This window comes from Chryseobacterium sp. A321, assembly GCF_054489265.1.
Map to the genome: position 1 here is coordinate 1,525,759 of NZ_JBTMWZ010000001.1, position 14,692 is coordinate 1,540,450.

The 14,692-nt window shown below is 40.2% G+C and carries 11 protein-coding genes; 3 read left to right on the forward strand and 8 right to left on the reverse strand.

The window, feature by feature from the left end:
- Positions 1 to 6 precede the first annotated feature (6 nt).
- Positions 7 to 573: an anthranilate synthase component II gene (locus tag ACX3PZ_RS07220; RefSeq protein WP_459083791.1), complete on the reverse strand. Its 567-nt coding sequence runs from the start codon at positions 571 to 573 to the stop codon at positions 7 to 9.
- A gap of 11 nt (positions 574 to 584) precedes the next feature.
- The gene (locus ACX3PZ_RS07225; RefSeq protein ID WP_459112354.1) at positions 585 to 2,006 is read right to left on the reverse strand and encodes an anthranilate synthase component I family protein; all 1,422 of its coding nucleotides are present in this window, start codon (positions 2,004 to 2,006) and stop codon (positions 585 to 587) included.
- 543 nt (positions 2,007 to 2,549) lie between these two features.
- Here ACX3PZ_RS07225 and ACX3PZ_RS07230 point away from each other — a divergent pair.
- Positions 2,550 to 2,747, forward strand: coding sequence for a hypothetical protein (locus ACX3PZ_RS07230; RefSeq protein ID WP_459112355.1), 198 nt, complete (start codon positions 2,550 to 2,552; stop codon positions 2,745 to 2,747).
- A gap of 24 nt (positions 2,748 to 2,771) precedes the next feature.
- Here ACX3PZ_RS07230 and ACX3PZ_RS07235 read toward each other — a convergent pair whose 3' ends face one another.
- Positions 2,772 to 3,632 carry an SDR family oxidoreductase gene (locus ACX3PZ_RS07235; RefSeq protein ID WP_459112356.1) on the reverse strand — a complete coding sequence of 287 codons (861 nt, stop codon included), beginning with the start codon at positions 3,630 to 3,632 and terminating at the stop codon, positions 2,772 to 2,774.
- Between the two features lie 74 nt (positions 3,633 to 3,706).
- The gene (locus ACX3PZ_RS07240; RefSeq protein ID WP_459112357.1) at positions 3,707 to 3,874 is read right to left on the reverse strand and encodes a phosphatidate cytidylyltransferase; all 168 of its coding nucleotides are present in this window, start codon (positions 3,872 to 3,874) and stop codon (positions 3,707 to 3,709) included.
- Positions 3,875 to 4,337: 463 nt separating this feature from the next.
- Between ACX3PZ_RS07240 and ACX3PZ_RS07245 the strand changes: the two genes are divergently transcribed.
- Entirely contained in the window at positions 4,338 to 4,514 is a 177-nt protein-coding gene (locus ACX3PZ_RS07245) for a histone H1 (RefSeq protein WP_459083796.1), read from the forward strand.
- Positions 4,515 to 4,659: 145 nt separating this feature from the next.
- The gene (locus ACX3PZ_RS07250) at positions 4,660 to 5,895 is read left to right on the forward strand and encodes a YaiO family outer membrane beta-barrel protein (RefSeq protein ID WP_459083797.1); all 1,236 of its coding nucleotides are present in this window, start codon (positions 4,660 to 4,662) and stop codon (positions 5,893 to 5,895) included.
- 6 nt (positions 5,896 to 5,901) lie between these two features.
- Here the strand turns inward: ACX3PZ_RS07250 and ACX3PZ_RS07255 are convergent, their stop codons facing one another.
- The 4 genes from ACX3PZ_RS07255 to ACX3PZ_RS07270 are packed head-to-tail and all read right to left on the reverse strand — an operon-like array spanning position 5,902 to position 14,666.
- Positions 5,902 to 9,315: a sulfatase-like hydrolase/transferase gene (locus ACX3PZ_RS07255; protein ID WP_459112358.1), complete on the reverse strand. Its 3,414-nt coding sequence runs from the start codon at positions 9,313 to 9,315 to the stop codon at positions 5,902 to 5,904.
- Positions 9,312 to 10,379 carry a HEAT repeat domain-containing protein gene (locus ACX3PZ_RS07260; protein WP_459083799.1) on the reverse strand — a complete coding sequence of 356 codons (1,068 nt, stop codon included), beginning with the start codon at positions 10,377 to 10,379 and terminating at the stop codon, positions 9,312 to 9,314. Before ACX3PZ_RS07260 ends, ACX3PZ_RS07255 begins: the two co-directional genes overlap by 4 nt.
- 8 nt (positions 10,380 to 10,387) lie before the next feature.
- Positions 10,388 to 10,741, reverse strand: coding sequence for a response regulator transcription factor (locus ACX3PZ_RS07265; RefSeq protein WP_459083800.1), 354 nt, complete (start codon positions 10,739 to 10,741; stop codon positions 10,388 to 10,390).
- 25 nt (positions 10,742 to 10,766) lie between these two features.
- The gene (locus ACX3PZ_RS07270; RefSeq protein ID WP_459112359.1) at positions 10,767 to 14,666 is read right to left on the reverse strand and encodes a PAS domain-containing hybrid sensor histidine kinase/response regulator; all 3,900 of its coding nucleotides are present in this window, start codon (positions 14,664 to 14,666) and stop codon (positions 10,767 to 10,769) included.
- Positions 14,667 to 14,692 lie beyond the last annotated feature (26 nt).

Below are 14,692 nucleotides of genomic sequence, written 5' to 3' on the forward strand. Positions count from 1 at the left end.
TTAAGCCTATTTGGTAATGAAGTTCTCTAGGATTTTTCTTCCCTCAGGCGTTAAAATGCTCTCAGGATGGTATTGAACGGCGTGGAGATCATAAGTCTTGTGTTTTAAACTCATTGGAATTCCGTTTTTGTCCACACTTGTGATTTCAAGTTCCTCTGGTAAATCCTTTGGATTGACAGCCCAAGAATGGTAACGTCCCACCTGAATCGACTTAGGTAGACCCTTTAGAAGATCGTGCTCTTTGACTTGGATGGCCTCCGTAGAAACACCGTGGAAAATTTCCTTAAGATTATATAAACTGCCGCCAAATGCCTCGGCGATAGCCTGCTGGCCTAAACAAACTCCAAGAATGGATTTTGTACTGGAGTAGGTTTTGATCACCTCGAGCAAATTCCCGGCATCTTTCGGTAGTCCGGGCCCTGGAGATAGAATGATTTTATCGTATTTCTCAACGTCCTGCAAAGGAATTTGGTCGTTTCTAAAGACTTCCACCTTCTCAAGGGTGAGTTGTTCAAGGATCTGAACCAGATTGTAGGTAAAGCTGTCGTAATTGTCTATTACTAGTATTCTCATGTCTATCTCTTTTAAACTAATTTTTCCGCCTTGTTAAGTGCCTTCTTTAAGGCTCCTAATTTGCTGTTGACTTCTTGAAGTTCATCCTGGGCACTGGATTTTGCTACGATTCCAGCTCCTGCCTGATAAATAAGGGTGTTGTTTTGACTCAAAAAGCTTCGAATCATAATGGCCTGATTGCAACTGCCATCAAATCCAATGAACCCAATGCAGCCACCATAGAAGCTTCGCGCTGTTTTTTCGTACCGATCAATCAGTTGCATGGCTCTGTATTTAGGAGCACCGCTTAGTGTTCCTTGCGGGAACGTGGTGGCAATCATTTCGTAGGGGTTTTGATCCTTTGAAAGTTCCGCGGTGACTTCAGAGACCATGTGAATTACATGCGAAAAGAACTGGATTTCTTTGAGTTTTGTGACGGTGGTGTTTTTTCCAAGAATGCTTAAATCGTTTCGGGCTAAATCCACAAGCATGGTGTGTTCTGCATTCTCCTTGGTGTCTTGAAGTAGTCGCTCTGCAGCTTCTAGATCCTCTTTCATCGTTCCTGTTCTTTTGAAGGTACCTGCAATCGGGTGAATGGTTGCCTTGTGGTTTTTGATGATGAGTTGACTTTCCGGACTCGATCCCATGAGTTTGTAATCCCCGTAATCAAAGTAAAATAGATAGGGAGAGGGATTGATGCTTCTCAAGGCCCGGTACACATTGAATTCATCTCCCTGAAATTTTTGTGTAAATCGTCTGCTTAAGACCAATTGGAATACGTCGCCTTGATAACAGTGGTTTTTGGCGGTTTCGACCAGGGACATAAATTCTTCATCGCTTAAATTGGACTCTTCGTGACCGCTTTTCTTAAACGGAAAAACCGGCGCATTTTTTTGTTGGATTAAATTTTCGAGTAGGGACAATTCCGATTTTAACCCTTTTATTTTGTTCTCAATTAAGAACATTTCATCCGTGTGATGGTTAATCGCAATTACGTATTGGTACAAACGATAACGTAGAAGCGGAACTCCACTTGGCTCCTCTCTTTCCCTAAAGCAAATCGATTCAAAGAAAGGGATCGCATCGTAGGAGGTATACCCAAAGAACCCCTGGGCAGATTTTCCAATTTCCAGATTGGGCTCTTCACAGTGAAAGACCTTTGAAAAGGAGTGGAGAATCTCCGTAAGAGATTCATTCTCGATGGGTAGGGTCTGAGGGCTTTCTAGTGGAAATTTCACATGGGCAGTCTGATGGTTTTTAATTTCAATTCCGGCAATGGCGTTCACAGCAAGAAAAGAATAATTATTCTCTGCGTTTTGGTTTCCCGCACTTTCCAAAAGGATCGTGTCTCGAAATTGATCGCGAAGACGGAGATAGATTCCAATAGGGGTGTAAAGGTCTGATAATTGGGTTTTTACGTGGGTTTGAAGTTTTATTGTTTGAGTGAATTTCATTGGATTTCGGGGAGTTTAGACATAAAAAAAAGACTTTAACATTACGTCAAAGTCTTCTTAGTATTTTGGATTAACTATAGTTTTTACACAAAAGAATAAGGCTCAAGACTTTGAAAGTTTTGAGGCCACCACCAATTTGTATTTTTGTTGCTTTTCATTGGAGCAAATATAGAGAGGAATTTCGAATCACCAAGAAAAAATGAATAAAAAATTTGAAGACCATCCGATTTTGGAAGAAAAACAGAGAATTATCTCCGTATTATTTATGTTGTATATTGTTGAACATAAACAAGATAGAATTTGCGAAGGAATTTAATCGAGGGGTTTTGATTTTTTTTATATCAAGGGATGGCAGATCCTATTTGTCAGCACTTGCAGGCGCTTTTGAGAAATTCCAATAGGAATCTACTTGACGGCAAGGCCAGGATTGCACTAAAATTCCCGTTTTGCGTGAGGCTTTAAATTGTATTAATATTTTCTCTCATTCTATAATAGGAAGGTAGTGGAATCTATTGAACTTCGTAGCAATTCAATTTTAATGTTATGGAACCAATGAACAAACCAACACAAAAAAGTAAAAACAAGCCGCCGGCCGGGTATTTAATTGCCCTTGCGATTATTGTAGGACTTATTGTTTTCTACTTTGTCCTTAGTGCAATATTTCCAGAGCTGTTTGAAGATTTAAGCCAAGGAAAAGAAGTTGCACTACTTAAAAGCCAAGTTTTCTTTTCTTCAATATAGTCTCTAGGTAGCGCTTTACCAGAATTACCCGTTTACAATTTCCCCTCCGTTGGGATGAAGTACCTGTCCCGTAAGGTATGAGGCTGCATCTGAGCCTAAGAATAAGAAACAATTGGCCACTTCGCTCGGTTCTCCTGCTCTTTCCATCGGGGTGTCGCTCCCAAATTCAGAGATTTCCTTTTTCGAAAAGGTAGAAGCAATGAGGGGAGTCCAAATAGGACCAGGGGCTACTGCATTGACGCGAATGCCTTTGCTTACTAAATTAGCAGAAAGGCTGCGGGTAAATGATAAAACGGCACCTTTGGTCGCCGCATAATCGATTAAATGGTCGCTTCCCCGATACGCTGTAACCGAGGTCGTATTGATAATAGAGCTTCCTTTTTTCATAAAGGGGAGGGCATATTTTGTAATCCAAAACACGGAGAAAACATTAGAATGAAAGGTTTTAAGTAACTGCTCAGTTGAAATGTCTTCCAGACTATTTGCTTCCCAGTGATTGCCTGCATTGTTAATTAGAATGTCTATTTTCCCAAACGTTTCTATTGTTTTTGAAATCACCTTTTCGCAATGTACCTCGCGTCCTAAATCCCCTTTGATTAGGATGCATTTGCGATTTAATTTTTTAATTTCTTTTTGAGTTTTTTTTGCATCGTGAGTCTCTGACAGATACGCAATTGCAATGTCTGCTCCCTCCTGAGCGAATAATAGGGCCGTGGCTTTGCCAATTCCGCTGTCGGCTCCTGTGATTAGAGCTACCTTGCCTTTTAGCCTATCTTGCCAGTTCTCCAAGGGTTTGGTTTTAGCCTTAGGTTTCAATTTACTTTCTTTTCCAGGCTTCGGCTGCTTTTGAAGGGGACGTATTTTATGGCTTTCTTTCTTTTGCATTCTCTTAGAGTTTTAAATTAAACAAATTTTACTAGGGGTTATAGTAAAAAAGTAGGCTAAACCTACTTTTTTACTTATTTGTTACCTCCACGGGTAAAGAGCCAGAAGAGTAGGGCAATGACTCCTATGACCACAAGAATTCCCCACCACATTCCTGCCTTGAAAACGGTTTCTACAGCAGCGCAGCTACTTAGGGAGATAAAAAGTAGGGCAAAGAGCGTAAAGAGTTTTAAATTTTTCATCGTGCTACGTATTGGTTGGACTACAAATTTAGAATTCATACGATGAATTATCTTACAGAGTGATAATGAAAAGGTTACAAAATTTCAAGTGCGACTCTTAGTCAGGCGGGAGCATGCTATTGAAAAGAGAAAGGTAGGGATTGTAATTTGTGGATACTTTGCCACAGTTAAAATCAGGGAGTCTACAAAATATACGAAACTAGTATAATTTTTATAGTGGAAAATAGCGGAACTTTATTTCTAGAAGCTACTAATTTGCTAAGAATTACTGAGTATCAAATGTACGATTTGGAATTGATTTTTAAAACTGTGTTTTGCTTTAGCCCTCGTATTTCAACTTAATTGAATCTGTATTTTTAAACGTGAATGCCGATGGACTATAAGTTTTTATCATGGAGATAGTGCGTTGGTCAGAAATTATTTTATATTTGCAAGTCTAATTAACCTTTAAATTAAACCCATTATGAAAGAACTGATTGCAAAAATCAACGAAGAATTTGAGGCTTTTACAAAAGAGGCTGAACTACAAGCTGAGAAAGGAAACAAAGCAGCTGGAACCAGAGCTAGAAAATCAGCATTGGAACTTAGCAAATTGTTCAAAGATTTTAGAAAAGTTTCTGTAGAAGAATCTAAGAAATAATTCTAGATTTGGATAAATTAAATTAAAGACTTCTGAGGATTTTCAGAGGTCTTTTTTGTTTTTAGTATTTCAAGGATTCGATTTAATTCAATTCATTTCAAAAGCCAAAAAGTTCTCTATATTTGCATAAGTAACACTAGAACGTATGCGTAATTTTTCTTGCTTAATTTTGTTTATATGCTTTTATTCTCAGGCTTATGCTCAAGAAAAAGTCAATTCAGATGAACTGTTTGGACAGGCTCGCTCAGCCGCTTTTGAAGACAAAAATTATCCACTGGCCATCGAAAAAAGTAAACAGGCCTTAGAGCTTTCACCTAACTACACCGACATTCGAGTGTTTCTAGGTCGACTTTATACATGGAGTGAAGATTTAACTTCTGCAAGAGAGCTGTTTTCTCAAATGAGAAAGGAAGATTTGAATGATGCAGATTTTTATTTAGCGTATAGTTCGTTAGAATACTGGAATGACAATTCCCTATTTGCCTTAGAGCTTCTTGAAGAGGGTTTAATTAAAAATCCAGCCCATTCCGATTTGATATTACTGCAGGCGAAAATTTTATATTCTGAAGATCGTTACGAGGAAGCTAGCAAAGTGCTGGAAGAAGAACTTGCACGAAACTCGCAAAATGCTTTGGCGCGTGAACTTCTAGAAAAAGTCTCGAACTACAATACAAAAAATGCCCTTGGTTTATCCTACAGTTATTCTCATTTCGATAAACAATTTGAAGAGGATTGGCATACGGTCTCATTAAGTTATAAGCGCGCAACTCCGATTGGATCCGTAATTTTCAAATTGAACCACGCCAATAAGTTTGGCAATAACGGACTTCAAGCAGAAGTAGAAGCCTATCCTCGTATTAACGATTTGTTTTATCTTTATTTAGGAGTTGGCTACTCAGGTGATGTAGGAATTTTTCCAAAATTTAGAACGGGAGCTTCACTCTATGCCAACTTACCTAAGAGCTTTGAAGCGGAAGTAGGATACCGTCATTTGCAGTTCGACTCCACGGTATGGATGTTTACAGGATCTGTAGGGAAATACTACAAGAACTATTGGTTCAATCTACGAACTTATTTAACTCCAAGCACGGAGAGAATCTCACAATCTTACACGGGGACCGTGCGCTACTATTTAAAAAGCACCCATGATTACATAGGTTTTCAAATCGGAACCGGTATCAGTCCAGACGATACAAGAACGATACTTTTAGGAGATAGCGTTTACCGTCTGAAAACATTTAAACTAGGGCTCGATTACAATTTTACATTAAGTGAAAAAGATAGGTTTTCTGTTTCCACTATGTATTTTAATCAGGAATACCGTCCTGGGGTAAAAGGAAATCAAGTGGATGTATCCTTAGGATATAGCCGACTTTTCTAAAAGACCTTATTTCGTTTTTTGAAAGAAATTCTCCACTACTTTTGCGGGTAGAAGCTCAACTCCCTCTCGGAATTGTTGGTTTCGCTGTTTGTAATTCCTAAAGCTTTGCAAGATTTTTTCTTTTTCTGTTCCCTGAATTTCCGAGCTAGGCTCTAATTCTTTTAGTCGGTACACTTGATCGCGATGAACATAGTGGTTTTTATACAGGTAATCTTGCAGTAAGAATTTACTTTGCATCATCCCAACACCAGAGTGTAGCGGATTGTATTCCCCGGTCAGACCATCACCCAACCAAGTCACAGTAGAGGGGGTGGACAGTCCATAGCTTGTTTTATAATAAGCAAGTAAGGTAGGCGCTAGATCAAAATGACTCACAGGATTCAAGAAGCGTTTGCCCATTTTGATTAGAGGAGAGTAAATTAAAAGAGGAACTCTAAAACGATCTAAGGTAGTTTGTAGATCAATTTCCGGCATGCTGTGATCGCCCGTTATCACAAAAATGGTGTTTTTGTAATCAGGTCGTTTTTCATACTCTTTCATAAAATCTTGCAGGGCCTGATCGAAATTGAGTACCGTTATAAGTTCTTTCTTATGATGAATGGAGCGTTCTTTTTGTTCCAAGGTCAAAGCACCCCCGCTGATTCGCTGCTCAAAGCGGGTTTCAAAAAAGGCTTGATTACGGATTAAAAAGGGGTTGTGAGTGGATAAAGTGAGTACCGTGTTAAAATAAGGTGGCGGCGCCACTTTTTGCTCCCTAAGCAATTTCTTAAACACGGCTTGGTCTTCATACCCCCAACTTTCTCCCCCTAGGCTTGAAGGAAGTTTTTCTGCAGGATTTGTGAAGAGACTTTGGTCCACAATCCGATCAATTCCACTTGCTTCAAGATAAGGCTTCATACCATCAAACTCCGCATTGCCACCATGGAAAAATCCAGTTTCAAATCCGTTCGCACCCAGTACGTTCACTAAATTGAAATGGGCTCGAAATGGAGCTTCTAAAAAGCCATTTTCTCCAAAGGGAAGGGATCCTAGTAAAGTAGGAAGGGCTGCAAAAGTCCGCCCAGAAGAACTAACAGTGTTAGGCCAATAGAGTCCCTTCTTTGTTAGGGATGAAAAATACGGTGTGAAATCCCCTAAATATCCTTCAGGAGAACTGTAAGCTTGTCCTAGACCTTCTACGACAATTAGCACTAAATTGGGTGGCGTACTGCTTTTTTCAAAGTAATGAGACAGGAAATCCGAAGTGTTTTCTTTACGCCAAAAGGGATATCGTTTGTCAAGAAGGGTTTGTGTGTTGAGTTCTAATTCGGGTTCAAACCAAGCCGTAAGTTCGGGATGACGAGTTAAGTAGTCGTTCCAATTTGTAAAGGCGAAGTATTGCCATTTGCTACTCGATTTGCTCTGGTCAAACTCACTTTCGGGGCTGCCCAATGACAGTTTCGGTAGTGCAACGCTTAATAATCCTAGGCCTATCAACATAATTCCGATGGACGCAGATTTTGTACTTTTTAGCGAAAACTTCCTAAAGAGGTCGATTAGCATTGCTAAAATTAAGATTGCACCTAAAACATAAGGGATGGACAATTTGCCTGAAGATAGGGCCACTATTTCTAACTCTTGTATTGAATAGTACCTAAGGTCAGCGCCTAATAGATTGTGTGATTCTAAAAAATAAGCGACTAAGATCCATTGCAAAACTACCAATACGACCGAACTAGCGATTAGTAAAATTCTCGAGAAGCGATCGGAATACATTTGAATTAAAAAGAAAACCAAAGCGCCCAGAGATAGAAACGAGAGAATAAACTGTGTGTTGGAGAGCCACAGATTGACTGCGAGATGGGGTGCCTCTTTACTTGGTTCAATGTATTGGTACCACGCCCATTCTCCTAATATTCCTATTTGAAATAAAAGAAAAAGAAGTATGCCTGTGGGCGCCCACTGTTTTACATTAAATTTGAATTTTTCCCAAAGCAGAGTCCATGCACTTGTTTTTCCCGAACTAGGGCTAAAGCCTTGGCGTTTCATTTCCCCCCATTGGTGCCGTTTTTTGAAATAATCGACAAATCCTTGAACCCCGGCCTTCACCACAATAGGATGAAAATAGATCGGTTCGACAAGGGCCGTGACGAAAAGTCGGGTGAGGTCCTTTCGTTTTGTATAGACCTGCTCGCTCAAAAGATCCACTAGGATGGCAAAAACCGAGAAAAGTATTCCCAATGCAGTGACCAGTGCAAGTAGAATAAAAAAGATGAACCAATTAATGAGTCCAAGAATTAGAAAAAGGGTAAAAACAAGGTAACCTGTAAATTCGACGAGTGGACCCAGAAATTCGAACGTTAGCCAGTAGGGTAAACTTATTGTCCCTAGTTTGCGGTATTTCAGATTGAACATTAATCCACGATGTTTCCATAAGGTTTCCATCGTTCCTCTCATCCAACGATTTCTTTGACGAGCCAAAATTTCCTTTGTTTCTGGTGCTTCAGTCCAGCACAGAGGATCTGGAATGGTGATCACTTCGTAGGGTTCCTTCTTTTCCTCCATGTATTTTCGCATGCGAACTACCAATTCCATGTCTTCACCTACGGTTTTGGGATCGTATCCTCCACATGCCACTACAATTTGACGCTCAAAAGCACCAAAAGCACCCGATATTAGAATGAGTCCGGAAGCTCTTGACCATGCCATTCTTCCTAAAACAAACGCACGAATATACTCAAGCACCTGGTTTCTAGCTAGCCAGCTTGTAGGCATCCTAACTTCAACCACCTTTCCATCGACAATTTTGCAATTGTTTACCAATCGAATAACCCCACCGCAGGCAATAACACGTTTGCTAGTTGCTTGCAAAAAGGGTTTGGCGAGTTTGAGTAATGCGTCTTGCTCTAAAATACAGTCGACATCTATACACACCAGATAGTCGCCACTTGAGAGATTAATCCCCACATTTAGTGCATCAGCTTTTCCACCGTTCTCTTTATCCACTACGATTAGTTTGCTAAAGGCCGCATTCGTACTTTTGTAGACCGCTTTAATGGGTTGAGTTTCAATTTGAGTGTCGACAAAAAAACGCACTTCTTTTAGTTGGTAGGCCGCAATCAGTTTCTCGATTGAATCGTCTTTACTTCCATCGTTTACAATGATGATTTCGAGGTTGGAATAATAAAGTGAAAGTAGGGAACGTACGTTCTCCACGATCGTCATCCCTTCGTTGTAGGCTGGGGCAACCAGGCTGAATTTGGGCGCTTGAGATGTGCGGGCAATGATTGAATAATCGGTGAGTGTATTTTCTTTGCGATAGCGCAGTACAGCCCCTAGGGCATACAAAGCGATCCAAGTGTAGACGGCAATTACGCTAATGGCATATATAAAAAACAGCCACGTTACAATAGAAAAAACAGTTGACAGAAATGCGATCATAAAGCTAAATCTAAGGCATGGTAGGCTATTTTTTTCTCAATGGACTCTGGGCTTACTTCCTGCGTAAAACCTATTAGGAATTCTTTCTCCCCAAGTGCCATCAAGGATTTGGCAGCCTGAAGCTGTAATTTAGTATTTGAATTCGATGTAAATTGCTCTTTTAAGAATTGAATAACCAGAACATCGTTTAAAGTAGCCATTTCAGAAAGAATTGTCTGTTGCACCTGCGGATCTACGGTAGGGAATTCTTGAATTAAAGTAGATACCGTCGTTTCATTTTCTAAAAATACAAGCGTTTGTACCACTTCGCACTGCACTTCGTAATTGGAATGATGTAGTAACGCGAGGGCGTGGTTGTATAGGGAAAGTGTCTGATATCGTCGCATGAGGACTAAAGAAAAGATCACAACCGTGGGTTGATCGTTCTGCAGCCAATTGATGAGTTTGGATTCATCCGTGAGCTTGACATCATTTAATTCAAAGGAGAGTCGTATGCGGTGCCACTTGGAAATATTCCATTGAATATCACTTAGAAACTCGAGTCCATCAAATCCTTTGAAATGGATTAAGGCCAGTTGTGCCTCATGTCGTACTGTTTCACTTTTATGGAACGCTAGTTTTTGCATTCGAATAAGTGCGGATTCTACGTTCATCGAACGAAGTTCATTAATGCCTTGCGAGATTTTATAGTCTTTTGAACTATACGTTTTTTGGAGGGCTTCTTTTTCTAATCCGTAGTCCTTGAAAAGCTCAAGTATTTGTGACTCTGCAGACCCTGAGAATTTTTTTTGCGCTTGCACCAATCGGTGCAATAGAAGTTCTCGAAAGTCTTTACTACTTAGGAGGGAATCGAATTCGAGAGATTCTTCCGCTTGCATTTCCTCTATATATTCTAATACAGCAGTGGTGATTTTCGAGTCAATCAGCGCGAGCCATTTAACCTCCTTGTTTTTTCGTCGGTATTCCCTCAAGCTCACGGTAATCACCATGGCAATTAGCACCAATACCAAAACGAGTATAGTGAAAAAAGTAACAACGTAATAGTAAACGTTTCCTTCAATCATACTTATATCTATTTCTGGAATCTTTTGACTCGCAATAGCAACTCATTTGGACTAAAAGGTTTAATAATAAAATCGGATGCACCTAACGAAAATGCATTCAAAACCACATCTTCTTGACCCAAGGCGGAGAGCATAATAACGGGAACGGTTTTGCCCATTTCTTGTAGTGCAGTCAGAATTTCTAATCCCGAAGCAAAAGGCATCATAATATCACTAATAATTAAATCCAGATCAAGGATTCTAATCATTTCAATGGCTTCTTTCCCATTGCTACTTACATAGACCTCCCAGCCTTCTCTTTTGAGGCGGTGTTCGACGGTCTTTTGTATTAATTCGTCATCCTCGGCAATCAATATTCGCATAACTGCATTTTTTAATCGTTCAGTACTATTTTGGATTTTGCATTTGAACCACCGCAATTAGGGTTTGCTCAATTTCATGCACTAAATCTTGTATCAAATTCTCATCATATAAACCTGTGCTAAATTCGGCATCGTATCGGTGGGCAAGGGCAGCCAACCGTGCAAGGCCAGCTGTTCCAGCTGTTCCTTTCAATTTATGAAGGAGGGGGCCGAAAGTTTCTATGATAGGATCTTTCATTTTCAGTTCCTCAAGTGCTTTGTTCAACTCTTTGACCACTAAAGTAAGGAAAATATCACGAAATTCCGGATCGTCAGCTACTTGAAGTTCTAATTTCTTCATATCCACAAAAGGGAGTTTTTCCGTTGAATCTTTAATCTCGGAATCGGTAGGAATCACAGCATTTAAGTAAGTTTGAATGCAATTTTCTAGTTCCGCGTTGCGAAGTGGTTTTGGCAGAAATTCATTCATCCCTGCCTCAAGGCATTTTTGTTTTTCCCTGACCGTATTTCCCGCTGTGATCCCGATAATGGGTGTTTGGCCGTTACGCTCACCCTTTCGGATTTGAATTGTAGCCTCTATGCCGTCCATTACGGGCATTTGCACATCCATTAGAATGATATCAAATTTTTGCTCCTCACAAAGCTCCACAGCAAGCAAACCATTGACGGCCTCTTTGATTTCGGCAGTAGGATAAAGCGCGCGGGTATAATTCTGGGCTAAAATCATATTAACCGGATTGTCATCGACAATCAAGATGCGAACCGCTATGCTATCGGGTATAGGATCAGACTCTATGGGCTGCCTTATTTGTGTTTCTGCTTCTATTTCTGTTTGTGTTGCTTTCCGAAGTGTGGAATAGAGTTCTTCGGATTTTATGGGTTTTAACAAAAATAGGAAGTCACGGTCTTTTTGAAGTTTTGTTAGAATGTGGTGTTCTTCTGAAGACGTTTGCAGAACGACAACAGGCATTTCTTTATTTTGCGAGGCATACCACTCTTTTATTTTCTCGATGGTTTCCACTCCGGAAAGTATGGGCATGTGGTAATCCATTAGAATTACGTCAAACTCTGCTCCTTCCATGATGATTTGCAAGGCTTCCATGCCGTGACTGGCTTGCACAGAGCTGATGTTTTTAAAGGAAAGCATATGCTGGAGAATGATACGATTGTTTTCATTATCATCTACAATTAAAGCGGACTTAAGTTCAATGAATTCCGGCTGCTCGTGTTGGGCTATGTAGGGAACCTTTAGATCAAAACAGAAGGTTGATCCTTCCCCTAAGGTACTTTCGAGCGAAAGATGACTGTCCATATAGCCCAAAATGTTATTGGATATGGTTAGGCCAAGGCCGGTACCGCCGTACCTTTTACTTACAGAACTGTCCTCCTGAGTAAAGGCATCAAAAATTCGTTGTTGCTTTTCAATGGGGATTCCAATTCCTGAATCGCGTACTGAAAATCGGATGGTGAGATGCGTATCGTCTATTTCTTTTTGCTCAAGTTTGAGCTCGATTTCTCCTTCTTCCGTGAATTTAAGGGCATTTCCAAGCAAATTGATCAAAACTTGTTTTGTTCGTGCTACGTCGAGGAATACCGTGTGTGGAAGCGTGGGCTCGATATTAAGAAGTAGTTCAAGGTTTTTCTTTTGCGCTTGATAAAGAATGATGTTAATAACCTGGCTCGTAAGAGATTGAAGTTCGAATTTTTCGATGAACAACTCCATTTTTCCAGATTCTATTTTTGAAAAATCCAATATATCATTTATCAAATTCAATAAGGTCTCTCCTGATTCGTTAATGTATTTTAGATACTGAGATTGAATCTCATTTAGCGGCGTTTGGAGTAGTAAGTCGGAGAATCCGATCACCCCGTTGAGTGGGGTTCGTATTTCATGACTCATATTGGCCAAGAACTCCGATTTGGCTTTACTTGCTCGTTCTGCCAATACCTTGGACTCTTTCAGTTCTTCGCTCGTTTTCACTGAATCTGTATTGTTTTGTGCCGAAATCATGACCCCCGCAATTTCCTTATTTTGATACATCCAAGGTGTCACAATCAGACCGAAGGTTTGTGCGTTTGATTTGCCCTCGAGTTGAACCCGTACATTTTCCTCCTTATAAGTGATTCCTTTCGTGGCATCAAGATAAATCTTTTTTCGCTCCTGAGGGATGTTGGGGTAAATCTCCAGAAGATTTTTTCCAATTAGTTCGTGGGATCCTAATCCAAATTCCTGACCCCATCGTTCCGTGGCTATTAGATAATTTAACTCTTTATCCAACATGACGATGGCCACAGGTGCGTGTCGAATAAAAGAAGAGAGCATTGCCTGTTTTTCTTCGAGTTCAGTTACAATCTGTTTTTCTTTACTTATGTCTTGAATAACACCGAAAATTCCCACGCTTTGTCCTTCTTCAATAACAGCCCTTCCTTTAAGTCGAACCCAAATGCGGGAGCCGTCCTCACGAACAAGATTCACTTCTGCATCGTAATTTTCGTGCTGTTCTATGGCACGTTTCACTAATTCTTCTACTTCTTCACGCTGATTCATAGGGTAGAATTCTAGCGCTTGCTCCAAAGTAGGGTTGTAGTTTTGGCTTACGCCATGTATTTCTTTTGTAATCTCAGACCAGCTTAGCTTTTGGGATTTGATGTCTAATTGCCAAGACCCAACTCGCGCAATTTCATTGGTCTGCATAAGCATTTCTTTCGTAAGTCGAAGATCTTTCTCGAGCGCCATGTGTTCGGTCATATTAACCGCCATACAAAGAACAAATGCATTGCCCCTGTCATCATGCTCTAAAATATTTTGATACAACCACGTGATGTGCTCTCCCTCTTTAGAAACAAGTACCATCTGGCCTGTGTCTTCTTTAAGGTTCTTTATGCGTTCTAAGTAGGGAGCAATACGGGCATGATTTTCTTTTGGAAATAAGTCTCTTAGATTTAATTTACGAACTTCTGAAGATTCATAATTTAAAATTTCTCGACCTTTTCGGTTGACCTCCAGGATATTGCCTTCTAGATCGTGCATGCTTATAAGTCCCATCGCATGTTCAAACAAATCATCGAATCGTTTGGCTGAAATAGACGATTTCTTTTTTTCTTCACTAATTTGCGTGAGATCTTTTCCAAAACAAAAGTATTCTTGCTGCTCAATATTTTCAGTAATGTCCCATTCGTAGGTTAAAACCTTTCCTTCAATAACGGGCTGGGCCGTAAACTGAAAATCGCTCTTTTGTGCACTGAATTCTTTGCAGAACTTTTCCCGATTTTGAATTTGGAGAAGATCGAGTAGATCCCTATTTAATTCCTTCTTGTCGGCTTTATAGAAAATGGATTCAAAACATGGATTCGAATTTTTTATGCGAAAATTCTTATCGACAACCACGACCGCATTTTTTGTCACGTTGAGGATGGTTCGAAAATAATGGCTTTGAATTTTGTTGTGTTCTTGAGTCGCGAGATCACTCACGATGCTTGCCATTTCCGCAAGAGTTATTTGGACGTTTTCTGCTTGGACTTGGGATTCAGTGCCCGCTAGCATAAGCCATCCGATGGTGCGGCGGTTGAAATCGTGAATTTCTGAAATTAAGATGCCTTGAATTTCTTTAAATATGGGACCTTTTTCGTGCTCATTGTGCTTTATTTGAACTCTGGTGAAGCCTTCCTCTATGGAGTTTTTTGTAAGAATAAGCATCCCATTTAATAGAATATCCCAATCCTCAATCGAAAGTCCGGTGCTTTGCAAAGTGCGCGTTGTATTTCCCATATCGAGTACAATGGCACATGCAGAAATGTCCGTTAGACTAGCAGTGGCCTTACAGATGGTTTCTAAGCGCGGATCGGCGCAGAGATTGGTAAGGTCTAGAGGACTTGGGTCAGAGTTGTTGTTTCCAACCAAAGAGGGTTTGAAATTGGCATCCATTGGGATAATGTGGGGTTCTAATTTGC